Annotated in this window: 23 protein-coding genes and 1 tRNA gene; 15 read left to right on the forward strand and 9 right to left on the reverse strand. The window is 71.4% G+C overall.

Annotated features, from left to right (window positions below; translation table 11 throughout):
• Nucleotides 1-169: 169 nt before the first annotated feature.
• The 4 genes from ACSHXC_RS30735 (at nt 170) to ACSHXC_RS30750 (ending at nt 4209) form a co-directional block, all read left to right on the forward strand.
• Nucleotides 170-1120: a hypothetical protein gene (locus ACSHXC_RS30735; RefSeq protein WP_438294677.1), complete on the forward strand. Its 951-nt coding sequence runs from the start codon at nt 170-172 to the stop codon at nt 1118-1120.
• Nucleotides 1121-1194: 74 nt separating this feature from the next.
• Nucleotides 1195-2787 (forward strand): APC family permease, encoded by a 1593-nt coding sequence (locus ACSHXC_RS30740; RefSeq protein WP_438294678.1) that lies wholly within the window; start codon nt 1195-1197, stop codon nt 2785-2787.
• Nucleotides 2788-2870: 83 nt separating this feature from the next.
• On the forward strand, nt 2871-3602 hold the full coding sequence (locus tag ACSHXC_RS30745; RefSeq protein WP_438294679.1) for a molybdopterin-dependent oxidoreductase: 732 nt from the start codon (nt 2871-2873) through the stop codon (nt 3600-3602).
• A complete protein-coding gene (locus ACSHXC_RS30750) occupies nt 3544-4209 on the forward strand; it encodes a cytochrome b/b6 domain-containing protein (protein WP_438294680.1) in 666 nt (221 codons plus the stop codon). The genes ACSHXC_RS30745 and ACSHXC_RS30750 overlap by 59 nt, the downstream gene beginning before the upstream one ends.
• Here ACSHXC_RS30750 and ACSHXC_RS30755 read toward each other — a convergent pair.
• Both ACSHXC_RS30755 and ACSHXC_RS30760 read right to left on the reverse strand, forming a co-directional pair.
• On the reverse strand, nt 4195-5601 hold the full coding sequence (locus tag ACSHXC_RS30755; protein WP_438294681.1) for a GntT/GntP/DsdX family permease: 1407 nt from the start codon (nt 5599-5601) through the stop codon (nt 4195-4197). The genes ACSHXC_RS30750 and ACSHXC_RS30755 overlap by 15 nt on opposite strands.
• 12 nt (nt 5602-5613) lie before the next feature.
• Complete coding sequence (locus ACSHXC_RS30760) at nt 5614-6123, reverse strand: gluconokinase (protein WP_438294682.1); 510 nt, start codon at nt 6121-6123, stop codon at nt 5614-5616.
• A 177-nt stretch (nt 6124-6300) separates the two neighbouring features.
• Between ACSHXC_RS30760 and ACSHXC_RS30765 the strand changes: the two genes are divergently transcribed.
• Nucleotides 6301-7002, forward strand: a complete 702-nt coding sequence (locus tag ACSHXC_RS30765) for a FadR/GntR family transcriptional regulator (RefSeq protein ID WP_438294683.1) — start codon at nt 6301-6303, stop codon at nt 7000-7002.
• A gap of 230 nt (nt 7003-7232) precedes the next feature.
• Nucleotides 7233-8690, forward strand: a complete 1458-nt coding sequence (locus ACSHXC_RS30770; RefSeq protein ID WP_438294684.1) for an amino acid permease — start codon at nt 7233-7235, stop codon at nt 8688-8690.
• Nucleotides 8691-8753: 63 nt separating this feature from the next.
• Here the strand turns inward: ACSHXC_RS30770 and ACSHXC_RS30775 are convergent, their stop codons facing one another.
• Nucleotides 8754-9461 (reverse strand): TetR/AcrR family transcriptional regulator, encoded by a 708-nt coding sequence (locus ACSHXC_RS30775; RefSeq protein ID WP_438294685.1) that lies wholly within the window; start codon nt 9459-9461, stop codon nt 8754-8756.
• 69 nt (nt 9462-9530) lie between these two features.
• Here ACSHXC_RS30775 and ACSHXC_RS30780 point away from each other — a divergent pair, with 69 nt between their 5' ends.
• Genes ACSHXC_RS30780 through ACSHXC_RS30795 form a run of 4 tightly spaced genes read left to right on the forward strand, consistent with a single transcriptional unit; the run spans nt 9531 to nt 14528 of the window.
• Nucleotides 9531-11072, forward strand: coding sequence for an APC family permease (locus ACSHXC_RS30780; protein WP_438294686.1), 1542 nt, complete (start codon nt 9531-9533; stop codon nt 11070-11072).
• A 36-nt stretch (nt 11073-11108) separates the two neighbouring features.
• Nucleotides 11109-12752, forward strand: coding sequence for an amidohydrolase (locus tag ACSHXC_RS30785; protein ID WP_438294687.1), 1644 nt, complete (start codon nt 11109-11111; stop codon nt 12750-12752).
• A gap of 55 nt (nt 12753-12807) precedes the next feature.
• Complete coding sequence (locus ACSHXC_RS30790; RefSeq protein WP_438294688.1) at nt 12808-13893, forward strand: S-(hydroxymethyl)mycothiol dehydrogenase; 1086 nt, start codon at nt 12808-12810, stop codon at nt 13891-13893.
• Nucleotides 13893-14528, forward strand: coding sequence for an MBL fold metallo-hydrolase (locus ACSHXC_RS30795; protein ID WP_438294689.1), 636 nt, complete (start codon nt 13893-13895; stop codon nt 14526-14528). The genes ACSHXC_RS30790 and ACSHXC_RS30795 overlap by 1 nt, the downstream gene beginning before the upstream one ends.
• A gap of 208 nt (nt 14529-14736) precedes the next feature.
• Here ACSHXC_RS30795 and ACSHXC_RS30800 read toward each other — a convergent pair whose 3' ends face one another.
• From ACSHXC_RS30800 to ACSHXC_RS30815, 4 genes are all read right to left on the reverse strand, one after another.
• Nucleotides 14737-15636 carry an amidohydrolase family protein gene (locus ACSHXC_RS30800; protein WP_438294690.1) on the reverse strand — a complete coding sequence of 300 codons (900 nt, stop codon included), beginning with the start codon at nt 15634-15636 and terminating at the stop codon, nt 14737-14739.
• Between the two features lie 46 nt (nt 15637-15682).
• A complete protein-coding gene (locus tag ACSHXC_RS30805) occupies nt 15683-15994 on the reverse strand; it encodes an L-rhamnose mutarotase (RefSeq protein ID WP_438294691.1) in 312 nt (103 codons plus the stop codon).
• On the reverse strand, nt 15991-16935 hold the full coding sequence (locus ACSHXC_RS30810; RefSeq protein ID WP_438294692.1) for an aldo/keto reductase: 945 nt from the start codon (nt 16933-16935) through the stop codon (nt 15991-15993). Before ACSHXC_RS30810 ends, ACSHXC_RS30805 begins: the two co-directional genes overlap by 4 nt.
• 108 nt (nt 16936-17043) lie before the next feature.
• Nucleotides 17044-17979, reverse strand: coding sequence for a pseudouridine synthase (locus ACSHXC_RS30815; protein ID WP_438294693.1), 936 nt, complete (start codon nt 17977-17979; stop codon nt 17044-17046).
• Between the two features lie 197 nt (nt 17980-18176).
• Here ACSHXC_RS30815 and ACSHXC_RS30820 point away from each other — a divergent pair, with 197 nt between their 5' ends.
• Nucleotides 18177-19703, forward strand: coding sequence for a beta-ketoacyl-[acyl-carrier-protein] synthase family protein (locus ACSHXC_RS30820; RefSeq protein WP_438294694.1), 1527 nt, complete (start codon nt 18177-18179; stop codon nt 19701-19703).
• A 67-nt stretch (nt 19704-19770) separates the two neighbouring features.
• On the opposite strand, the gene ACSHXC_RS30825 is transcribed toward ACSHXC_RS30820, so the two are convergent.
• Nucleotides 19771-19858 (reverse strand) — tRNA-Leu (locus tag ACSHXC_RS30825).
• Nucleotides 19859-20045: 187 nt separating this feature from the next.
• Here ACSHXC_RS30825 and ACSHXC_RS30830 point away from each other — a divergent pair.
• The 3 genes from ACSHXC_RS30830 (at nt 20046) to ACSHXC_RS30840 (ending at nt 22946) form a co-directional block, all read left to right on the forward strand.
• Entirely contained in the window at nt 20046-21377 is a 1332-nt protein-coding gene (locus tag ACSHXC_RS30830; RefSeq protein WP_438294695.1) for a M20/M25/M40 family metallo-hydrolase, read from the forward strand.
• Between the two features lie 191 nt (nt 21378-21568).
• Entirely contained in the window at nt 21569-21802 is a 234-nt protein-coding gene (gene chpH / locus ACSHXC_RS30835) for a chaplin ChpH (protein ID WP_189962051.1), read from the forward strand.
• A 139-nt stretch (nt 21803-21941) separates the two neighbouring features.
• Nucleotides 21942-22946, forward strand: coding sequence for a chaplin family protein (locus ACSHXC_RS30840; protein WP_438294696.1), 1005 nt, complete (start codon nt 21942-21944; stop codon nt 22944-22946).
• A 73-nt stretch (nt 22947-23019) separates the two neighbouring features.
• Here the strand turns inward: ACSHXC_RS30840 and ACSHXC_RS30845 are convergent, their stop codons facing one another.
• Nucleotides 23020-23208: a DUF5703 family protein gene (locus ACSHXC_RS30845; RefSeq protein ID WP_438294697.1), complete on the reverse strand. Its 189-nt coding sequence runs from the start codon at nt 23206-23208 to the stop codon at nt 23020-23022.
• A gap of 47 nt (nt 23209-23255) precedes the next feature.
• Here ACSHXC_RS30845 and ACSHXC_RS30850 point away from each other — a divergent pair, with 47 nt between their 5' ends.
• Nucleotides 23256-23930 (forward strand): hypothetical protein, encoded by a 675-nt coding sequence (locus ACSHXC_RS30850; RefSeq protein ID WP_438294698.1) that lies wholly within the window; start codon nt 23256-23258, stop codon nt 23928-23930.
• The last annotated feature ends 42 nt before the right edge of the window (nt 23931-23972 follow it).

Consider the following 23972-nt stretch of genomic DNA (forward strand, 5'->3'; position numbering starts at 1 on the left):
GTCGCCGGTCCCTCAACTCCCTTGAACAAGGCTCACGTTCGGCGGAGCGCAAGGGCCGAACGACCTTGACGCGGAGCACCCCGTACCGCTTTGCTGTCGGCGACCATCGCGCACATGTTCAGCGCACATCTATGCCCACCGCGGCATCGCCCACACAGGAAGTACGCGGATGTCCCCGCCTCCGCCCCCGCTCGGCCGCCCCCGCCGATGGGGCAGCCGGTCGTTCGACGCGGCCCTCGACGACACCGAACTCGCCACGGTCCGGGACCAGTTGGCGCAGGGCCGGTGGACCAGGGCCCGCTCGCTGCTCGGTGCGACCGGCGACGACTGGGACCGCCGCGGCCACCGCCTCACCGTGCTCGCCGAGCCCGCCACCAGCGCCGTCTGGGCCCGCGAGTGGCTGTTCGCCGAACCCGACAGCGCGGATGCCGCGGCCCTGTTCGCCTGCGCCGGCGTCCAGAAGTGCCTGCGCGGCAAGGAGTCCGAGGACCGCGCCCGCCAGGCCTGCCTGACCGCGGCCGGGCGCGCCCCCGCCGACCCCACCCCCTGGCTCGCCCTGCTCCGGCTGGCCCGGGCGCGTGGCACCGAGGACGAGGCGGTGCGGGCCTTCGAGGAAGTGCGCGCCCGCCATCCCGAACACCACCACGCCCACCACCTGATGGCCGCCCGCCTCGCGGAACGCCGCCCCGGCGAGAGCCCCGACCCGCTGCACGAGGTGTACGACTTCGCCGCCTCCGCGGCCGCCCGGGCTCCCGCCGACTCCCCGCTCGCCCTGCTCCCGCTGATCGCCCACACCGAGCGCTACCGGGTGCTCGCCGCGGCCGGAGGCCGGCCCGGTGACCCCGCCGCGTCCGGGCACTGGACCGGCCGCCGGGCCGGCCAGGTGATCAGGGCCGCGTTCGACTGGTGGCTGGAGTGGGAGCGCGAGGACCACCCCAGGGCCGGCATCGACCTCAACTTCCTTGCCCACGCGAAGCATTGCGAGGGCCGCACTGCCGAGGCCGCCGCCCTGTTCCACCGCATCGGGCGCCACATCACCCCCGCGCCCTGGTCGTACCCCAACCGCGACCCGTACCGCGCCTTCCACGCCGCGCGCAGCGCCGCACTCGGTTCCGTGTAGCGAGCGGACCCGGCCCGCATCATGGCCGCACCCCCGTCCTGTTCCCAAGGCAGTACCGAAAGGGCAGACCCCGCATGCCGAGCCAGACCAGCGAGACCGAGATCAGCACGTACAAGGGGCAGGACCGGGCGCTGCGCGCCGACCGCCTCGGCACCCCGGGACTGCTCCTCTCGGTCCTCGCGGCGAGCGCGCCCCTGATGGTCGTGGCCGGGGTGATGCCCACCGCGTTCGCCGCGATGGGCGTCGTCGGACAGCCGCTGCTCTTCCTGATCCTCGGCGCGGTCCTCGCCCTGTTCAGCGTCGGCTACGCCGAGATGAGCCGCCATGTGCACAACGCGGGCGCGTTCTACGCGTACATCGCGCGCGGCCTCGGCCCGACCGCGGGCGCCGCCGCCTCCTATGTGGCGCTCGCCGCCTACAGCGCGCTCCAGGTCGGCATCTACGGGATGTTCGGCTTCGAGGTGTCCGGGCTGCTCGACACCTACCTCCACGTGAGCATCGACTGGTGGGTGCCCGCGCTGCTCGCGGTCGCCCTCGTCGGGGCGCTGGCCTGGCTGAAGATCGACCTCAACGCCAAGGTGCTCGGGGTGCTCCTGATCCTGGAGGTCGTGATGGTCGTCGCCTTCGACGGCGCTGCCGTGGCGAAACCGGCCGTCGACGGGCTCTCGCTGCACGCCTTCAACCCGCACAGCCTGAGCGGCGGCAGCGTCGGCATCGCCCTGTGCTTCTGCATCGCCGCGTTCACCGGCTTCGAGCAGGCCCCGGTGTACGCCGAGGAGACCAGCCGCCCGCACGTCGTCGTCAAGCGCGTCATGTTCCTCGCCGTCGGCTTCGTCGCCCTCTTCTTCGCGCTCAGCTCCTGGGCGCTGACGCTGGCGACGGGCCCGCGCGACATCGTCGACTCCGCCCAGAAGCAGGGCCCCGGGCTGTTGTTCGCGCTGGCCGACAAGAACCTCGGCGGCACGTTCACCGATGTCCTCCACGTCCTGTTCGTGACCGGCATGTTCGCGGCGCTGCTCAGCTTCCACAACGTGGTCGCCCGGTACGTCTTCGCCATGGGCCGCGAGGGGCTGCTGCCCGCCGGCTTCGGCCGCACCAGCAGCACCAGCGGCGCCCCGGCGGGCGGCTCCCTGCTCCAGACCGTGATCTCGGTGGTGGTCGTCGCGGCCTTCGCGCTCACCGACCGCTGGCCGGCCGGCGACCCGACCGCCCCCGTCATGCACCTGTTCACCTGGATGGGCAACGTCGGCGCGCTCGGCGTGATCCTGCTGATGGCCGCGGCCTCGCTCGCCGTGATCGTCTTCTTCGTACGCCGGGGAGCGGCCGGGGCCCAGCTGTGGCGGCTGCTCGCCGCGGGCGCCGCGGGCATCGCGCTGCTCGGCATCGCCGCGTACACCGTCAAGCAGTTCCATGTGCTGGTCGGCGCGGGCCCGGACGACGCGCTCAACTGGGTGCTGCCCGGCATCATCGTCCTCGCGCTGGTGGCGGGCCTGGGCTACGGCCTGGTGCTGCGGGCGCGCAAGCCCGGGGTGCACGCCAGGATCGGCCTCGGCAACGAGGCCTTCCAGCTGGAGCGGACGGCCGCCGCCGAGCGCGGTGCTCAGGGCCTGGTGCCGGGCAGCCGTCGGCACCAGGAGCGGGAGCCGGGCCGCGCCGCCGAGCTGTGAGCCGCCTTCGGGATTTCTGACGGAACGGTGACGTACCGCCGGGATCCCTGGCAGGACCGGCCGCGGGGTGTTCGAATCGTCCGGTGACACCAGAACCAACCCCTCCACCCGCGCGGGGCGCACCCGTCGGGCGCCGGCTCGTGCTCGGCATGCTCGGCCTCGGCGTGGCCGGGGTCGCCTCGGCGCGCTACGTCCAGGGCGGCCTGGAGTCGTTCCTGGGCGCCGCCGCCGACAAGGACCCCACCGGGCTCACCAATCTGCTGCCCAACGGCGGCGGCTTCCGCTACTACTCGGTCGCCGCCTCCGTGCCCGACAGGAGCGCCGCCGACTACCGGCTCACCGTCGACGGCCTGGTCACCAGGCCCGCCACGTACACACTCGACACGCTGCGCGCGATGCCGCAGACGCGCCTGGTGCGCGATGTGCAGTGCGTGACGGGATGGCGGGTGCCGGGCACGCCCTTCGCCGGGGTGCAGTTGTCGCGGCTCCTGGATGCGGCCGGGGTGCGGCCGGGCGCCGGGGCGGTCCGCTTCACCTGCTTCGACGGCGCGTACAGCGAGAGCCTCACCCTCGAACAGGCCCGCCGCGACGACGTGTTGATCGCCCTGAGCATGCAGGACAAGCCGGTCAGCCACGCCCACGGCGGGCCGGCCCGGCTGTATGTGGCGCCCATGTACTTCTACAAGTCGGCGAAATGGCTGTCCGGGATCACCGTGACGGAAAAGGCCGAGCGGGGATACTGGGAGGAGCGAGGCTATGACACCGACGCCTGGGTCGGCCGGTCCAACGGACGCGAAGACACCCCCACCTCCTGAACTCCCGTACACGGTAAGGAGGTTCACGCCGGGGGAGCGGTGGGTGCACCGGGCCACGGCCGCTCTGATGGGTGCCTGCGTGGTCACCGCGGCGATCCTCTACGTTCCGCAGTTCGCCGAGGCCGTCGGCCGCCGCGAGCTGGTGGTGCGGGTGCACGAGATCTGCGGGGTGCTCCTTCCCGCGCCGGTCCTGCTCGGCCTCGCCTCGCGGGCGTTCCGCGCGGATCTCGGCCGCCTCAACCGCTTCCTGCCGTACGACAGGACCTGGCTGCGCACGGCGCTGCGCCGGGAGCGGGAGCCGCGCCCTGCCGGGAAGTTCAACGCCGGGCAGAAGGTGTACGCGGGCTGGATCGCGGGAGCCGCCCTGGTGATGCTGGGGACGGGGCTGCTGATGTGGTTCACGCACCTCGCGCCCATCGAGGTGCGGATCGGGTCCACGTTCGTGCACGACTGGCTGTCCCTTGCCGTCGGCATCGTCGTCATCGGGCATGTGTGGATGGCGATCGGCGCCCCGGAGGCACGCCGTGGCATGCGCACCGGGTCGGTCGAAAGGCCCTGGGCGAAACGTGAACACCCGTTGTGGGAACCGGAACTAGACGACGAGTGAGAGCAGCAGGACGAAGCCGAGTGCCACCACGGAGATGATCGTCTCCATCACCGACCAGGTCTTGACCGTCTGGCCGACGTTCATCCCGAAGTACTCCTTGACCAGCCAGAACCCGGCGTCGTTGACGTGGCTGAAGAACAGCGAACCGGCGCCGACGGCGAGCACGAGCAGGGCCGCGTGCGCAGTCGACATGTCGGCCGCGAGCGGTGCCACCAGGCCCGCCGCGGAGATCGTCGCCACGGTCGCGGAGCCCGTCGCGAGCCGGATCGCCACCGCGATCAGCCAGGCGAGCAGCAGCGACGGAATCGCCCAGTCCTTGGAGAAGTCCAGGATCATCCGGCCGACGCCCACGTCGATCAGCGTCTGCTTGAAGCCGCCGCCCGCGCCCACGATGAGCAGCACGCCCGCGATCGGCGCGAGGGACTTCTCGACGGTCGTCGAGATCCGCTCCTTGGTGAACCCGGCCGCCCGGCCCAGCGTGAAGATGCCGACCAGGACGGCCGCGAGCAGTGCGATCAGCGGCGAGCCGACGACGTCGGTGACCCGCTGGACATGGTTCTTCGGGTCGTCGACCACGATGTCGACCAGTGCCTTGGCCAGCATCAAGGCGACCGGGAGGAGCACGGTGGCGATGGTCGCGCCGAAGCTCGGCCGCCTCTCCAGGTCCTCCGAGGGACGGGTCGGCACCATCTTGTCCGGGGCCGGGATGTCGACCCAGCGGGCCGCGTACTTGGAGAACAGCGGGCCCGCGATGATCACCGTAGGAACGGCGACGACGACACCGAGCGCCAGCGTCACGCCGAGGTTGGCGCCGATCGCGTCGATGGCGACGAGCGGCCCCGGGTGCGGCGGGATCAGGCCGTGCATCACGGACAGGCCGGCGAGCGCGGGGATGCCGATCCGCATCAGGGAGTAGTTGCCGCGCTTGGCGACGAGCAGCACCACGGGGATCAGCAGCACGATGCCGACCTCGAAGAACAGCGGGAGTCCGATGATCGAGGCGATGGCCACCATCGCCCAGGGCATCGCCCGCCCGCCGGACTTCCCGGCCTTGGCCAGGATGGTGTCGACGATCTGGTCCGCGCCGCCGGAGTCGGCGAGCAGCTTGCCGAGGATGGCGCCGAGCGCGATCAGCACGCCGACGCCCGAGACCGTGCTGCCGAGGCCGCCGCTGAAGCTGGCGATCGCCTTGTCGAGCGGGGCGCCCGCGAAGGCGCCGAGCGCCAGCGAGCCGATGGTCAGGGCCAGGAAGGCGTGCAGTTTGAACCTGGTGATGAGCAGGACGATGACGGCGATGCCCGCGAGTACGGCAATGCCCAGCTGGGTGTTGCCGGCCGAGGTGATCGGCTGCGTGGCGTCCGCTGCCAGGAACTCGACGCTGAGTCTGGTCACGGTGGGGGTTCCTTAGATGGTGAGCGGTCGCAGCGCGGCGGCGGCCCGCTCCGCGATGTCCTCGGGGGTGCCGGACACGTCGACGGCGACGCCCGCCTCGTCCCGGCCGAGGGGCTGGAGGGCGGCGAACTGGGAGTCGAGCAGCGCGGCCGGCATGAAGTGCCCCTTGCGCTCGGCCATCCGCCGCTCGATGAGCGCGCGGTCGCCGGTGAGGTGCAGGAAGACGAGGCCGGGGGCGGCCGCCCGCAGCCGGTCGCGGTAGCTCCGCTTGAGCGCGGAGCTGGAGACGACCCCGCCGAGCCCGGCCCGGCCGTGCGCCCACGCGCCGATCGCGTCGAGCCAGGGCCAGCGGTCCTCGTCGTCCAGCGGGATGCCCGCGGACATCTTGGCGACGTTCGCCGCGGGGTGGAAGTCGTCGCCCTCGGCATAGGGGACGCCGAGCCGTGCTGCGACCAGCGGCCCGATGGTCGTCTTGCCGGTCCCGGCGACGCCCATCACGACGATGGTCAGGGGGGAGTTCATGCGGGTGGTGCCTCGCTGTCTTCGTCGACATCGATGTCCGTCGCGCACACTCAAACCCATTAGGTACGACATATTCAAGAGGTCGTGATTTAAAAGTCATACTTTTGAGGCTTCGGTGCGGCCCGCGGCTCTCCAAGGCGGCCCGTAGGCCTCGACGGCGGCCCTTAGGCTTGGCCCATGACGACTCAGGCCCGGGGGCTCCACACGCATGTGCTCGACAGCCTGGGTCTGGCGATCACCGCGGGCGAGTACCCGCCGGGCAGCGTGCTGCGCACCGACGAGCTCGCCCAGCGCTTCGACGTCTCGCGCACCGTGGTCCGCGAAGTGGTCCGCGTCCTCGAATCGATGGACCTGGTCGAGTCCCGGCGCCGGGTCGGCGTGACCGTGAAGCCGGCCGAGCAGTGGAACGTGTACGACCCGCAGGTCATCCGGTGGCGGCTGGCGGGCGCCGACCGGCCGCGCCAGCTGCGCTCGCTCACCGTGCTGCGCTCCGCCGTGGAGCCGGTGGCCGCCGGGCTCGCCGCGCTCAGGGCCACCCCCGCCCAGTGCGCCGACCTCACCGAGCAGGCCCTCGGCATGGTCGCCACCTCGCGCGGGCGCCAGCTGGAGGCGTACCTCGTGCACGACGTCGCCTTCCACCGGATCGTGCTCAACGCGTCCGGCAACGAGATGTTCGCCCGGCTCGGCGACGTGGTCGCCGAGGTCCTCGCCGGCCGCACCCACCACCAGGTGATGTTCCCCGATCCGGACCCGGCGGCCGTCACTTTGCATGTGCGGGTGGCTGAGGCGGTCCGCGAACGGGACGCCGCGGAGGCCGAGCGACTGACCCGCGAGATCGCGGTCGGTGCCCTTCAGGAACTGGACGTCCTCGCACCATAGGTACCCTAGGCAACAAAAAACGCTCAGCGGATACCTTTTAGTTACCTCTGAAACACCTCAAATCTGTCTCTACGTGACATTGGACACTGCCAAACTGTGCCGACAGCCGGGACTATGGGCCGCTGGTCCGTGCCAAGGTGACGTCTAGTCCCTGCCAAGGTGACGACCTGCATCACCGGTACGGCCGGTCCCGCACGACCGCATGACCCCTCACAAAGGCGAACTACTCCATGAGTGACCGCACCATGCCTGCGGCCGAGACCCAGGATGCCCCCGCGGGGGCATCGACGGGCACCCCCCACATCGACGCCGGTGACGCCGGTTACAGCAAGGACCTCAAGTCCCGCCACATCAACATGATCGCCATCGGCGGCGCGATAGGCACCGGCCTCTTCCTCGGTGCCGGCGGCCGGATGGCGGGCGCGGGCCCCTCGCTCGCGATCGCCTACGCGGTCTGCGGCGTCTTCGCCTTCTTCGTCGTACGGGCGCTGGGTGAGCTCGTGCTCTACCGCCCCTCCTCGGGCGCCTTCGTCTCCTACGCCCGTGAGTTCATGGGCGAGAAGGGCGCCTACACGGCGGGCTGGCTCTACTTCCTGAACTGGTCGACCACCGCCGTCGCCGACATCACCGCGGCCGCGACCTACGCCCACTTCTGGGCCATGTTCAGCGACATCCCGCAGTGGGTCTGCGCGCTCGTCGCGCTCGCCGTCGTCCTCACCGCCAACCTCATCTCGGTGAAGTACTTCGGCGAGATGGAGTTCTGGTTCGCGATCATCAAGGTCGTCGCCCTCGTCGCCTTCATGGCGGTCGGCATCTACCTCGTGGTCACCCAGCACGACGTGGACGGCACCACGCCGGGCTTCGCCAACATCACCAGCCACGGCGGCATCTTCCCGATGGGCATGCTGCCCATGCTGCTCGTCATCCAGGGTGTCGTCTTCGCGTACGCCTCGGTCGAGCTGTGCGGCGTCGCCGCCGGCGAGACGGAGAACCCGGCGAAGGTCCTGCCCAAGGCGATCAACTCGATCATGTGGCGTGTGGGCATCTTCTACGTCGGCTCGGTCGTGCTGCTCGCGCTGCTGCTTCCGTACACCGAGTACTCCGAGAGCCAGAGCCCGTTCGTCACCGTCCTCGACAAGATCGGGGTGCCGGGTGCGGCCGGCGTGATGAACCTGGTGGTCCTCACCGCGGCTCTGTCCAGCCTCAACTCCGGCCTGTACTCCACCGGCCGCATCCTGCGCTCGATGTCGCTCGCCGGCTCCGCGCCCAAGTTCGTCGGCGTCATGAACAAGGGCAAGGTCCCCTACGGCGGCGTGCTGCTCACCGCCGGGTTCGGCGTCCTCGGCGTCGCCCTGAACGGCATCGTCCCCGGCGACGCCTTCGAGATCGTGCTGAACTTCGCCTCCATCGGCATCCTCGGCACCTGGGCGATGATCATGATCTGCTCGCTGCTCTTCTGGCGCCGCGCGCAGCAGGGCCGTCTGCAGCGCCCCTCCTACCAGCTGCCCTGGGCCCCGTACACGCAGATCGTGACGCTGTTCTTCCTCGCGTCCGTGGCGTTCCTGATGTGGTACGGCGGGGGAGTCGGCCGCACCACGATCTACTGCCTCCCGATCATCGCGGCCCTGCTCGTCGGCGGCTGGTACCTGGTCCGCAAGCGGGTCGGCGCGATCGCCTCGGGCGAGTAGCACCGGCTCATCGCATCGCGAGGGCGGCACCCCTGGTCACGGGGGTGCCGCCCTTTTTCATGCTCATGCCCGTACGTGCTGCAGGCGGGACGCGGCCGCCGCGAGCATCATCTCCAGGGCCGCCGGATAGGCGCTGCGGCCCATCTCCGCCACCAGCGTCGGCGCGGTCGCGGCCACATGCGGATGGGTGTCCGCCGGGAGCCGCGCGTACCGCTCCCGCCAGGCCCGCTCCTCCAGGGTCCGGGACTCCTTCGGCAGCGTGAGCACGGCCGCGTCAAGGGCCGCGAACGACAGGGCCTGGTCGACGAACACGTGGTAGATCCGCACCGCCTCGGCGTCCGGGAACCCGGCCCCGCGCAGAATCCCGAGGATCGTCTCCACCGACCGCATCTCGTGCACCCGCCCGGTCACCCGCGTGCAGGTGAGCAGCGCCGCCTGGGGATGGGCCTGGTAGTCGGCGTGGATCCGCAGCCCGAGGGAGCGCAGGTCGGCCCGCCACTCGCCGCTCGGCCGCCAGACCTTCAGGGTGCGGCCGATGAGCTCGTCCGCCACCGCGAGCAGCAGATCGTCGGTGTCGTGAAAGTAGCGGTACAGCGCGCTCGGATCCGCGCCGAGCGCCGTGCCCAGCCGGCGCACGGTCAGCGCCGCCGCCCCGTGCTCGCCGATCAGCCGCAGCGCCGTCTCGACGATCAGCTCCTCGGACAGGACCGTGCCCCGCTTGGTGGGCCGGCGCCGCCGCCGCTCCCCGTCCGGTACGACTCGCTCGCTCATGCGCCGCACCCTACGAAGCGCCGTGCTTTATGACAACAGCGTTGACGCACCGACTTCACCCGGAGTTCGATGTGCCGCCATCGGGGCCGAAAAGCGCCCCTCGGCGAAGGAGCGACCGTGCGCACTCCCTACGGCAGTGACCCACCCGTCCTGCGCAAGAGCCTCGGCGTCCTCGACGGCGTCGCCATCGCGGCCTCCTCCACGGCCGCCACCACCAGCATCGGCATCGGACTCGGCGTCACGGCCGGCGCCGTGGGCCTGCACCTCCCGATCGTCATGCTGCTCGCGTTCGTCCCGATCCTGGGCATCGCGAGCGCGTACACGCGGCTCAACAAGGTCGAGCCCAACATGGGCAGCGGCTATGTGTGGGTGGGCCGCTCGCTCAGCCCCTGGCTGGGCTTTCTGACCGGCTGGATCGGCATCGTCTCGACCGTCGTCTTCCTCTCCTACACCACCGCCGTCACCGGCTCCGCCCTCATCCAACTGGCAGGCGAGGCAGGCCTGCACGCGCTCGGCGGGCTGCGCCTGGACCCCGATTCCACGGCCCAGTCCACCGCCATCGGCATCGTGATCCTCATCGCCGTCACCTTCACCGCGGTCGTCGGCATCCGCTCGGCCGCCACCCTCCAGAAGTGGCTCCTCGTCTTCGAATACGCCGTACTGCTCGGCTTCTGCGGCTACGGGCTCGTCAAGGGCTCGCACCCCTTCAGCCTCGACTGGCTGAACCCGTTCACCATCCCCTCCGGCCAGGCCCTCGCCCAAGGTCTTCTGCTCTCCGTCTTCTGCTACTGGGGATTCGAGGCGACGTTCAGCGTGAACGAGGAGATCCGGGACCCCGAGGACGCCTCCAAGGCCGGACTCATCACCCTGTTCACCATGCTCGGCCTGTTCCTGCTCGGCTCCTTCGCCTTCCAACGGGTGCTCTCCCAGGACGAGTTGGTGGGCCACGGCGCCCAGGGCCTCACCTTCTTCGGCGATCGGCTCGCCGCCCAGCCGCTCGCGGCCCTGCCCCTGGTCGCGCTGACCTTCTCGGCGGTCGCCTCGCTCCAGTCCGGCGTCATCCCCACCGTGCGCGGCATGTTCGCGATGAGCCGCGACCGCACGCTCGGCCCGCTCTGGCTCAAGGTCAGCCCCCGGTACGGGACTCCGGCGGCCGGCACGATCGCGATCGGCTGTGTCGCGGCCGCCATCGCCGTCCTCTCGCTGCTCATCCCCAAGGTCGGCGACCTGATCCTGGCCTCCGTCAATGCCATCGGGATCGTCGTGTCGCTCTACTACGCGCTGACCGCCCTGGCCGCGGCCAGCCGCTTCCGCGGTGCGCTGAAGGAGGGCGTGGGCGAGGCCGTACGAGCCGTGGTGATCCCGGTCCTGAGCGCCCTGTTCCTGCTCGGCCTCGGCGGCTACCTCGGCTGGACCTTCTACATCTCCGCCGACCACTTCGAAGTCAGCCCCGACAATGGCTGGTTCATGCTCCTGTGCCCCGCGGTGATGCTGCTCAGCGGCTTCGTCGCCGCGGCCTGGGCCAAGTGGGTAAGGAAATCCCCGTACTTCGTCACGGGACTCTCGACCATGGAAACCGACCCGGCACCGCTGGGCGCGGAAGCCGTCTGAATCATCAGCCACTCCCTGACAGAAATGGATCCACGCATGCGCCACACCCCCGCCGACCTGGTCTTCACCGGCGGCCCGGTTCTCACCCTGGACGCCGCCCGCTCCCGGGCCACCACCGTGGTCGTCACCGGGGACCGCATCACCGCCGTCGGCCACGACGAGGTGCGCGAGCTGATCGGCCCGAAGACCCAAGTCGTCGACCTGGCGGGGAAGCTGCTGATCCCCGGCTTCCAGGACGCCCACGTCCATCCGGTGTCGGCGGGCATCGAGCTCGCGCGCTGCGACCTCACGGGCCTCATCACGGCGGCAGACACCCTGGCGGCCGTACGGGCTTACGCCGATGCCCACCCCGAGCAGGAGTGGATCACCGGCGGAGGCTGGTCGATGGAGGCGTTCGAGGGCGGCAGCCCCACCCGGGACCTCCTCGACCGCGTCGTGCCCGACCGGCCCGTCTACCTCCCCAACCGGGACCACCACGGAGCCTGGGTCAACACCCGCGCCCTCGCCCTCGCCGGGATCACCCGCGACACCCCCGACCCCGCCGACGGCCGCATCGAGCGCGACGCGGCCGGCGAGCCCAGCGGCCTGCTCCAGGAGGGGGCCATGGACCTGGTCGGCCGGCACACTCCCCGCTCCACCCCCGCCGAACGGCTCGCCGCCCTGCTGCGGGCCCAGGCCCACCTCCACTCGTACGGGATCACCGCCTGGCAGGACGCGATCGTCGGCAGCTTCGGCTCGATGGACGATCCCGCCGACGCCTATGCGGCCGCCGCCCGCGACGGCTCGCTGACCGCGCGGGTCGTCGGCGCGCTGTGGTGGGACCGCGAGCGCGGCGCCGAGCAGATCCCCGAACTGGTCGAACGGCGACGGGAGTTGAGCCGCGGCCGGTTCAGCGCCTGGTCGGTGAAGATCATGCAGGACGGTGTCGCCGAGACCGGCACCGCGGCCCTGCTCGGCCCCTACCTCGACGCCTGCGGCTGCGCGACCGCCAACACCGGCACCAGCTTCGTCGACCCGGCCGAACTGCGCTCGTACGTCACGCAGTTGGACGCGCTCGGCTTCCAGGCCCACTTCCACGCGCTCGGCGACCGGGCCGTGCGCGAGGCGCTCGACGCGGTGCAGGCGGCCCGCGAGACCAACGGCTGGACCGACACCCGCCCGCACCTCGCCCACCTCCAGATCGTCCACCCCGACGACATCGACCGCTTCCGCGCGCTCGGGGCGACGGCCAACATCCAGCCCCTGTGGGCCTCGCACGAACCCCAGATGGACGAGCTGACCATCCCCTTCCTCGGCGAGGAGCGGGCGGGGTGGCAGTACCCGTTCGCGGCGCTGCTCCACTCCGGGGCGACCGTGGCGGCGGGCTCGGACTGGCCGGTCAGCAGCCCCGACCCGATGGAGGGCATCCACACGGCGGTGAACCGGATCGCGCCCGGCGAGAAGGGCCCGGCCTTCCTTCCCGCGCAGCGGATCACCCTGACGGCGGCGTTCGCCGCGTACACCGCGGGAACGGCCCATGTGAACCACCTCGACGAAACGGGCTCGATCCGCACGGGCGCCCTCGCGGACCTCGCGGTGCTCGACCGGGACCCGTACGCGGGACCGCCGGAGGAGATCGGCGCGACCCGAGTGCTCGCGACGTACGTCGGGGGCCATCAGGTGCACGACGCCACCTCATAGGGTGTATTCCAGGTACACCCGAATACGCCCAACGGCATGAACAGGGAGTGGCGGAATGTCGCAGCAGGTCCAAGGGGTCATCGCACCGGGGAAGAACCAGCCCGTACGGGTGGAGACCATCGTGGTGCCCGACCCGGGCCCCGGCGAGGCGGTGGTGAAGATCCAGGCCTGCGGCGTCTGCCACACCGACCTGCACTACAAGCAGGGCGGCATCAACGACGACTTCCCGTTCCTGCTCGGCCACGAGGCGTCCGGGATCGTGGAGTCGGTGGGCGAGGGCGTCATCGACGTCGCGCCCGGCGACTTCGTGATCCTCAACTGGCGTGCGGTGTGCGGGAGTTGCCGGGCCTGTCTGCGCGGCCGCCCGCAGTACTGCTTCAACACGCACAACGCGCGCCAGAAGATGACGCTCCTTGGGGGCACCGAGCTGTCGCCCGCCCTCGGCATCGGCGCGTTCGCCGAGAAGACGCTGGTCGCGGCGGGCCAGTGCACCAAGGTCGACCCGGCGGTGTCCCCGGCCGTGGCGGGCCTGCTGGGCTGCGGAGTGATGGCCGGCATCGGCGCGGCCATCAACACCGGCAACGTCGGCCGGGGCGACTCGGTGGCCGTCATCGGCTGCGGAGGCGTCGGCGACGCGGCGATCGTGGGCGCGAGGCTCGCGGGCGCGGCCCGGATCATCGCCGTCGACATCGACGACCGCAAGCTGGCGACGGCCAAGTCGATGGGCGCCACGCACACGGTCAACTCCCGTACGCAGGACGCCGTCGAGACGATCCGCGAGCTGACCGGCGGCAACGGGGCGGACGTCGTCATCGAGGCGGTGGGCCACCCGGAGACGTACAAGCAGGCGTTCTACGCCCGCGACCTGGCGGGCACGGTGGTGCTGGTGGGTGTCCCGACCCCGGAGATGAAGCTGGAGCTGCCGCTGCTGGACGTCTTCGGCCGGGGCGGCGCCCTGAAGTCCTCCTGGTACGGAGACTGCCTGCCCTCGCGCGACTTCCCGATGCTGATCGACCTGCATCAGCAGGGGCGGATCGACCTCGGGGCGTTCGTCACCGAGACGATCGCGCTGGACGAGGTCGAGAAGGCGTTTGAGCGGATGCACGAGGGCGATGTGCTGCGCTCGGTGGTGGAGTTCTGATGACCGTTCGCGCACGCATCGATCATCTGGTCACGTCCGGCACGTTCGCTCTCGACGGGGGTACGTGGGATGTCGACAACAATGTGTGGATCGTCGGGGACGACGAGGAGGCCGTCGTCATCGACGCGGCGCACGACGCGGAGGCGATCCTGGCGGCGCTGGGCGGCCGCAGGCTGAAGGCGATCGTCTGCACGCACGCCCACAACGACCACATCGACGCGGCACCGGCACTGTCGGAGGCGACGGGAGCACCGGTGCTGCTGCACCCGGCGGACCTCCCCCTCTGGAAGCAGACCCACCCGGACCGCATGCCGGACGGCGAACTGACGGACGGCGAGCGGGTGTCGATCGCGGACGTCGAGCTGGAGGTGCTCCACACTCCCGGCCACGCCCCGGGCGCGGTCTGCCTGTACGCCCCGGCGCTGGGCACGGTCTTCACGGGCGACACGCTGTTCGCGGGCGGCCCGGGCGCGACGGGCCGCTCCTTCTCGCACTTCCCGACGATCATCGACTCGCTCAGGGAGCGGGTGCTGGTGCTGCCGGGGGAGACGGTGGTGCGGACGGGGCACGGGGAGGGTACGACGGTTGGCGCGGAGGCGCCGCACCTTGGGGAGTGGGTGGCGCGGGGGCATTGACTCCGGGGGAGGGGTGCGCGTCGACGGCGGGGGGCGTGGAGGGCTGTTTGCGCGGTTCCCCGCGCCCCTAGCAGCATCGATGCTGGCCCGCACCGGAGCATTTCAGCCCGTCATGGGGGTCCCCCCTGGCCCTTAAGGCCTTGGGGGAGATTGAGGACGAGCGCCCTTGAGGCGCGATACGGGGTCTGGGGCGGAGCCCCAGGGTCCTTCACTCCCGGAGGGTCTCGGGAAGGGGCGGGGCGGGGGACTGGGCCGGAGGCCGCAACCCGTACACCCCCCGGGCCGTCCCCCCGAACACCGCCCCCCGCTCACCCGCACTCAACCCCGCCACAACCCCCCGAGCCGCCCCCACCACACCCCCGTACGAGGACGCCAGCACGCACACCGGCCAGTCCGACCCCCACAGAACCCGCCCCGCCCCAAACGCGTCGAGCACCGTCTCGGCGTAAGGCAGAAGGTCCGCCACGGTCCAGGCAGCCCAGTCCGCCTCCGTCACCATCCCCGACAGCTTGCACACCGTGTTCGGCAGGGCGGCCAGCGCCCGAACGTCCGAGGCCCAGGGCTCAAGCGCCCCGGAGGCGATGGGAGGCTTCCCCAAGTGGTCCAGGACAAAGGTGAGTTCGGGGTGCAGCGCGGCGACCCGCACGCACGCGGGCAGCTGGTCCGCGCGCACCACCAGGTCGTACGCGAGCCCGGCCGACGCCACCGCCCGCAGCCCCCGCCGCACATCGGCGCGCAACAGCCACCCGGGATCCCGCTCGCCCTGCACCTGGTGCCGGATCCCCACAAGGCGTCGACCGCCGGGCAGCACGCGCAGCCGGGCCAGCTCGTCGGCGACGCCGGGCGAGGTGAGGTCGGTCCAGCCGACCACCCCGGCCACGAGATCACTGCCGTCCGCGAGCGAGAGAAGTTCCGGCGTCTCCTCCGCGACGGTCACGGTCTGGACGACCACCGTCGCCGCAACCCCGGCGGACGAGGCCTCGGGACGCAGGTCGTCCAGCGTGAAGTTCCTCCGCAGCGACGCGAGTTGGGGCCCGGTGATCCAGTCCTGGTCGCGGACGCCCAGATCCCACACATGATGATGAGCATCGACGAAGCCCGCGCTCACCGGAGCCCCCGCACAGGACGCCGCGTGTCGGCGAAGCCCGCCCCGCTCACAGCTCCCACACCACAGGAAGCCCGGCCCCCGCGCCTTCGCTCGAATAATCGTGCGCGACATCGAGCAGTTCGCTCATCCGGAGCTGCCAAGCCACATTCACCGGCAGTTCCGCCAACTCGCTCAGCAGACGACCGTAATCCGCGCATTCGATCAAATGGAACAGCTCAGTACCGCTGCGCCAGATCGTCCAGGAAGTAGCCCCGGCCGCGGAGATCGCGGCCCTGAGTTCCGGCGGTACCCCGCGGTGCGCGGCCTCGTACTCCGATATGCGGTCGGCCCGGACCCGCGTGTGCAGCGCGACCCTCATATGCCCAGCTCCTCCCAGAGCGCGTCCGGCACCGGCGTGGCGAACATGGCCGCTGCATCGGCGACTTCGGCCGCCGAACGCGCTCCGACCAGCACGCTCGCCACCGCCGGATGCCGCAGCGGAAAGGCCAGGGCGGCGGCCCGCAGAGCGACCCCGTGCCCCGCGCAGACCGCCTTGATCCGCAGCGCCCGTTCGACGAGCTCCGGGGGAGCGGCCGCGTAGTCGTACGTCGCGCCGGGCCGCGGATCGGCGAGCAGCCCCGAGTTGAAGACCCCGCCGACCACCACGCTCCTGCCCCGTGCGGCGGCCTCCGGCAGCAGTTCGTCGGCCGCACGCTGGTCGAGCAGCGAGTAGCGTCCGGCGCAGAGCACGGCGTCCACGTCCGACTCGCGCAGAAAGCGGGTCAGCATCCCGGTCTGGTTCATCCCGGCGCCTATGGCTCGTACAACACCCTCCGCGCGCAGCCGTTCCAGCGCCGGGTACGCCTCGCGGAGTGCCTGCTCGCCGTGGTCGTCCGGGTCGTGGAGGTAGACGACGTCGATCCGGTCGAGCCCGAGCCGCTCCAGGCTGGCCTCGATGCTGCGGCGCACCCCGTCCGCGCTGAAGTCCCAGCGGCGCCGGTGCGTGGCCGGGACGGCGAACCCCTGAGCGAGATCGTCCCCGCCGCCCTCCCGGGGCTCCAGGATCCGGCCGACCTTGGTGGAGAGCGTGTACGCGTCCCGGGGCCGGCCCCGCAGCGCCGCGCCCATCCGGCGCTCGGAGAGTCCGAGTCCGTAGTGCGGGGCGGTGTCGAAACAGCGGACACCGGCGTCCCAGGCCGCGTCGACCGCGCCCCGGGCCGTCTCGTCGGACAGCGGCGTGAAGAGGTTGCCGAGAGCGGCGCCGCCCAAGGACAGAGCGGTCACCGGACAGCGGCCCGCACCCAGCGAGGTAGCACGCATGCCCGCATATTTATCAGACCTTTGCGGGGTCAAGGCACCCCTGGGGCCCCAATTTCCGTACGGGGAGCTCCAATTGATCCGATGTCTGGAGCGCAGCCCTCCAGGTCCTTACTCAGTCGGCCAAGCTGCCAGCCGAAGGCGGCTCTCAAACCTGTGGACCCGCCCATCCACCGGATCGGTGAACTCCAGGACCTTGGCGAGCAGTTGCAGCGGTGCCCCGAAGTCGTCCGGCTCGGGCTCCGGCAGGACCACCGGATACACCGGATCGTTGAGGATCGGCAGCCCGAGCCCGTGCATATGGACCCGCAGCTGGTGGGTGCGGCCGGTCGCGGGCAGCAGGCGGTAGCGGCCGAGCCCGCCGCGCCGCTCGGCCAGTTCGACCCGGCTCTCGGCGTTGGGCTCGCCCGCCTCCTCGCGGGCGGCGATGACCCCGCGCTCCTTCACGATCCGGCTGCGTACGGTCACGGGCAGCGCCACGGCGGGGTCGTACGCGGCCACCGCCTCGTACTCCTTGCGCACCCGGCGTCCGCTGAACAGGTTCTGGTACGCACCCCGGTCCTCGGGCCGTACGACGAACAGGGCGAGGCCCGCCGTCAGGCGGTCGAGCCGGTGGGCGGGCTGGAGCGCGGGCAGCGCCAGATCCCGCCGCAGCCGGGCCACGGCCGTCTCGGTGATGTGCCGGCCCCGGGGTGTGGTGGCGAGGAAGTGCGGCTTGTCGGCGATCACGATCCGCTCGTCGCGGTACACGATCCCGATCTCGAACGGCACCGGCACCTCCGGCGCGAAGTCCCGGTGGAACCACACGTGCATCCCGGCCCGGTACGCCTCCGCCCCGCTCAGCGCCCCCTCGGCCCCGACGAACCGCCCCTCGCGCAGCATCGCGGCCACCCGCTCCGCGCCGACCGCCCCCTCGAACCGGCCCAGCAGATGATCACCGACCGTGGCCCAGAGACCCTCCGGGTCGGCGGGCAGCCGCACACGTACCGGATCGATGCCGTCGCGCTGAGCGAGCGGGGCGGCCGGGGTCCTGGATCTGCGTCTCACGGAACCAGAGAACCCCAATGGACCCGGCAGAAGCAAGAGATTCCCAGGTCAGCGCCGCTTCCGCGCGGGGCGGGACCGAAGAGAAACAGGCGAGAGGGATCTCCTGAGCCTGCTTTCTTCGCGATCGGGAGGCATGCTGCCTGAGGGGATTGAGTACGAAATGTCAGCACTTCCCGTAAGTGAGGCAAAGGGGAACGATGAGCGAAGAGTCGGTCATGGGCGGCAAGTGCGTCCTGCTCACCACGAGTGAACTGGTGCCCGGGGACGTCATCGCGACGGACCCGGACGGCCCCTGGCTCGTGGTGGTGCGCACCGTGCCCGTGACCGAGACGAAGACCCGGCTGCACCTGCGCCCCCTGACCGGCGGCCCGGACCTGGAGCGTGTGCTGCCGCGCTACGAACGCCAGGTCGTCCGTACGACGCGGGTCGACCCGGCCGATCTGCCGGACCCGTCGCGGTGGGCCCTGCCCCGGCACCGCCGGGTCGTGGTGACCGGCCTCGGCGCCGTCAGCCCGCTCGGCGGCGACGTACCGGGGCTGTGGCAGGGCCTGCTCGAAGGCCGCTGCGGGGTCTCGGTCGTGGAGGGCCCGGACTTCGAGGTGCTTCCGGTACGCCTCGCCGCCCGGGCCGCGATCGACCCCGCCGACCTGCTGCCGAGGCCGGTGGCGCGGCGTATGAACCGGTCCACCCAGTTCGCGCTGCTCGCCGCCCGCGAGGCCTGGCGGGACGCGGGGCTCGACCTCTCGGGCACCGTGGCCAGCGGGCTGCGCCCGGCCCGTACCGGAGTGTCCATGGGCACGATCATCGGCGGCGCGCCCGTCATGGTCGAGAGCCGGCTCACGCTCATCGCGCGCGGACCGAGGGCGGTCTCCCCGCACACCTCGCCCATGACCGTGCCGTCCGCCTCGGCCGCCCAGATATCCAAGGACCTCGACATCCGCGGCGAGGCCAGAACCTTCGTGTCCGCCTGCGCCTCCGGTACGGAGGCGATCGGGCAGGCCATCGACGCCATCCGTGCCGGGCGGGTCGACCTCGTCGTCGCGGGCGGCACCGAAGCCGTGATCACCCCGGAGATCCTCGCCGCGTTCGCCGCGATGCGGGCGGTGTCGACCCGGAACGACCAACCGGGCGCGGCCTCACGGCCGTTCGACGCCGAACGCGACGGATTCGTGCTGGGCGAGGGAGCCGGCGTGCTGATCCTGGAGGACGAGGAGCACGCCCGGGCGCGCGGCGCCCGCATCTACTGCGAGGCGGCCGGCTGGGGCCTGTCCGCGGACGCCTTCCACATGGCGGCCCCCGAACCCGAGGGCCGCGGCGTGGAGGCGGCGCTGCGATCCGCCCTCGCGGACGCCGGAGCCACGCCCGCCGACGTCGCCCACGTCAACGCGCACGCCACGGCGACCGTCGACGGCGACCGCACCGAGGCCCGCGCGCTGTGCCGCCTCTTCGGCAGCCACACCCGCGACATCCCCGTCACCGCGAACAAGGGCGCCCTGGGCCACCTCCAGGGCGGCGCGGGCGGAGTGGAGGCGGTCGCCACGGTCCTGACCCTGCGCGACGGCCTGATCCCCCCGACCGTCGGCTGCGACCACCCCGAGGAGAGCCTGGGCCTGGACGTGGTCCGCGGCACCCCCCGCCCCCTGCCGCCCTGCGGCGACATAGCCCTGAGCAACTCCTTCGGCTTCGGCGGCCACAACGCGGTCCTGGCCTTCCGGCGGCCTTGAACCGGGCGCGGCCAGGGCCCAACGCCCCAGGAAACGCAAAAGAACCCCACCGAAGTGGGGTTCCTGCTGGTGTCCGAGGGGGGACTTGAACCCCCACGCCCGATAAAGGGCACTAGCACCTCAAGCTAGCGCGTCTGCCATTCCGCCACCCGGACAAGGTGTCTGTCTCGCGGGCCGTGCCCGTTCCGACGTGGAAAACAATAGCAAACATCCGGGGGTGCTCGATCACCCCCCTGGCCTGCGTGAACGCGGGATGTCGGCGGGAAGCCGCCCTTGGGCGGCGAGGGGGCGCGGGGGCAGGATGGGGGCGGACCACACGGAGCGACAGCGGGAGGAAGCAGCGTGAGCGAGTCGAGCACGACCCGGACCGGCGGCGTGACCGGTGAGGACGAGGTCGTCGACCTCTGTCGCGATCTGATCAGGATCGACACCAGCAACTACGGCGACCACTCCGGACCCGGTGAGCGTGCGGCCGCGGAGTACGTCGCGGAGAAGCTCGCCGAGGTCGGCCTGGAGCCGAAGATCTTCGAGTCGCACAAGGGCCGCGCCTCCACCGTGGCCCGGATCGCGGGCGAGGACCCGTCGCGGCCCGCGCTGCTCATCCACGGCCACACCGATGTCGTACCGGCCAACGCCGACGACTGGACCCACGACCCCTTCGCCGGCGAGATCGCCGACGGCTGTGTGTGGGGCCGGGGCGCCGTCGACATGAAGGACATGGACGCGATGACCCTCGCGGTCGTACGCGACCGGCTCAGGAGCGGCCGCAAGCCCCCGCGCGACATCGTCCTCGCCTTCCTCGCCGACGAGGAGGCCGGCGGCACGTACGGGGCGCGGTTCCTCGTGGACAAGCACCCCGAGCTCTTCGAGGGCGTCACCGAGGCGATCAGCGAGGTCGGCGGGTTCTCGTTCACCGTCAACGAGAAGCTGCGGCTCTACCTCGTGGAGACGGCCCAGAAGGGCATGCACTGGATGAAGCTGACCGTGGACGGCACCGCCGGGCACGGCTCGATGATCCACAAGGACAACGCCATCACCGAGCTGTCCGAGGCCGTGGCACGGCTCGGCCGGCACAAGTTCCCGGTGCGGGTGACCAAGACGCTGCGGCACTTCCTCGACGAGCTCTCGGACGCGCTCGGCACCGAGCTCGACCCGGAGAACATGGACGAGACGCTCGCCAAGCTCGGCGGCATCGCCAAGCTCATCGGCGCCTCCCTCCAGAACACCGCAAACCCGACCCAGCTGGGCGCCGGTTACAAGGTCAACGTCATTCCGGGACAGGCGACCGCCCATGTCGACGGGCGCTTCCTGCCGGGGTACGAGGAGGAGTTCCTCGCCGACCTGGACCGGATCCTGGGGCCGCGCGTGATCCGCGAGGACGTCCACGCGGACAAGGCCCTGGAGACCACCTTCGACGGCGCTCTGGTCGACGCCATGCAGGTCGCGCTGCAGGCCGAGGACCCGATCGCGCGCGCCGTGCCGTACATGCTCTCGGCCGGCACCGACGCCAAGTCCTTCGACGACCTCGGCATCCGGGGCTTCGGCTTCGCGCCGCTGAAGCTGCCGCCGGAGCTCGACTTCGCCGGGATGTTCCACGGCGTGGACGAGCGGGTCCCGGTCGACGGCCTGAAGTTCGGCGTGCGGGTCCTCGACCGGTTCATCGACGCGTCCTGAGGTCGGCGACGGCCTCCGGGCATCCCGGCATCGGGTGCGTGCCGAAACGACGCTGCATTAATCGTTTGAGCGTACGTATCCGACTGGAAAGAGTGAATGCACTCATATGCTCGTAGCCCCATAACTTCCTCCTCGTTACAGGGTGTGCGGTCCGCGGCTGGGATCGCGCATTTGCCAACAAGGAGGAAGTAATGATCAAGAAGGTCGTCGCTGCTGCGGCTGTCACTGGTGGTCTGGTTCTCGCGGGTGCGGGCCTGGCTGTCGCCGACGCGGGCGCCGAGGGTGCTGCTGTGCACTCCCCGGGCGTCGTGTCCGGCAATGTCCTCCAGGTCCCCGTGCACGTGCCGGTGAACGTGTGCGGCAACACGGTCTCCGTGATCGGGCTGCTGAACCCCGCCTTCGGCAACACCTGCATCAACAAGTGACGTTGTGCCTCGACCCGTGAGGGTCTGAGCCGGGCGGCCCCGGAGTGCGCGCCATGCACTCCGGGGCCGCCGGGCATTTCAGCCCGGGCGCAACGGCGCATCCGGGCTTTCCGGAAGGCAGAAGGCAGGGAACGAATCTATGCGACAGGTCACCCGCAAGGGACTGATCACCATGGCGGCCGCGAGCGGCGTCATCGCCATGGCCAGCGGTGCCGCGCACGCCGACTCGGCGGCCCAGGGCAGCGCCACGAACTCGCCGGGCGTGCTGTCCGGCAACACCGTCCAGGTCCCGGTGCACGTGCCGGTCAACGCGTGCGGCAACACCGTCAACGTGATCGGCGCGCTCAACCCGGCGTTCGCCAACAGCTGTGCCAACAAGGGTGGCGGACACCCGGGCGGTGGAGCCGTGGCGTCCGGCCACACCGGCAACTCGCCCGGTGTGGCGTCCGGCAACACGATCCAGGCGCCCATCGACGCACCCGTGAACCTCTGCGGGAACAGCGTGAACGTGGTGGGCGTCGGCAATCCGGCGTTCGGCAACGACTGTGCCAACAAGGGTGGCGGACACCCGGGCGGTGGAGCCGTGGCGTCCGGCCACACCGGCAACTCGCCCGGTGTGGCGTCCGGCAATACGATCCAGGCGCCCATCGACGCACCCGTGAACCTCTGCGGGAACAGCGTGAACGTGGTGGGCGTCGGCAACCCGGCGTTCGGCAACGACTGCGTCAACGGCGAGAGCGGCCGGCCCGGCCAGCCGCAGCACCCCGGCCACCCCGGGCACCCGCAGCACCCCGGTCAGCCCCACCACCCGGGCGAGCCGCACCACCCCGGGACGCCGCACGAGCCCGGCCAGCACAAGCCCTGTCCTCCCGAGCAGCCGGGTCACCCCCAGCAGCCCGGGCACCCCGGGGTTCCGCAGCACCCGGTCAGCCCGATCGCGCACCAGCCGGCCAAGCCCGGGCAGCCCGCCGCGCCCGCCAAGCCCGCCGCCCCGGTCACCCAGACCGTGACCGCGCCGAAGGCCCCGGCCGCCTCGCTCGCGCACACCGGCTCCGAGGGCATGGGCTTCGCCGCCCCGGCCGCCGCCGGTCTGGTGCTCGGCGGAGCGGTGCTCTACCGCCGCGGGCGCGCCGCGCAGCGGTAGCCGTTACGCACGAGCTGTCATGACGGAGCGGGCCCCGCACATGTGCGGGGCCCGCTCCGTCATCACCGCGGGCTCACCATGTGGCCCGCACCTGGCGGATGATCCGCCTGCGCAGCCGCGCTCTGCGGCTGCCGTCCCGGCGCAGACTCAGTCGGTCCAACTCCCAGTGTCCGTACTCGGCATGGTCGGTCAGCAGGCGTGTCGCCTCCTTGCGGGACACCCCGCGCGGGACGTACACGTCGACAAATTCGTATTCCGGCATCGCATCTATTGTGCGGGCAGAGGCCCGGTACGGATAGCGTCTGCACTATGTCTGATGCTGCGCAGCCCACCGCTGCCGAGGTACGTGCCGCCGCCGAGGCGGTCAAAGCCGCGCTGGACCGTCACCTCGATGCGGTCGAACGCCGCACGGGGGACGACGACCCCGACGTGTACGAGGCGTTCAACGCGCTCGCGGCGGCCGCCGAGGCGTACGACGAGCGGCTCTACGACCGCTACGACGAGGTGACTCCCTTCGAGATCCCCGGCGCCGACGACTCCCTGCCGCCCTACGCGGGCCCCGAGGAACCCAACGCCCTCAGCGTCCTCATCCGGCGCGACTACGCCGTGGCCGAGCCCCAGCGACTGCTCGCCCAGGCGCAGCGGATCACCGATCTCGACCCCGAGGCGGAGGAGCCGGACGCGGGCGAGCGCACGGCCCCGGTCGTCGGCAGCAGCATCCATGCCGCGCTCGGCGTGCTCTTCGGCGAGTACGAACCGGACGAAATCGCCTCTCGGCACAAGGAGTTCGGCCTGGAGGAGGGCGACTCCACGCTGTGGGTGTCGGCCGCCGACGAGCTCCCGGAGCCGGGCGAGTGGCTGAGTACGCCGTTCGACCACGCCGACCCGCAGCGCGTGGTGTGCCGCTTCGATGTGAGCGCCGTGTTCGACGAGGAGGAGCTGGAGGACGATCTCGACGAGGAGGACCTCCGGCCGGCCCCCTGACCGGGCTGCCGCATGGCAGAGGCCGCGCACCCCGCGAGAGGG

Origin of the sequence: Streptomyces sp. HUAS TT7 (assembly GCF_051550175.1) — a bacterium.
In the GTDB taxonomy this organism is placed as follows: domain Bacteria; phylum Actinomycetota; class Actinomycetes; order Streptomycetales; family Streptomycetaceae; genus Streptomyces.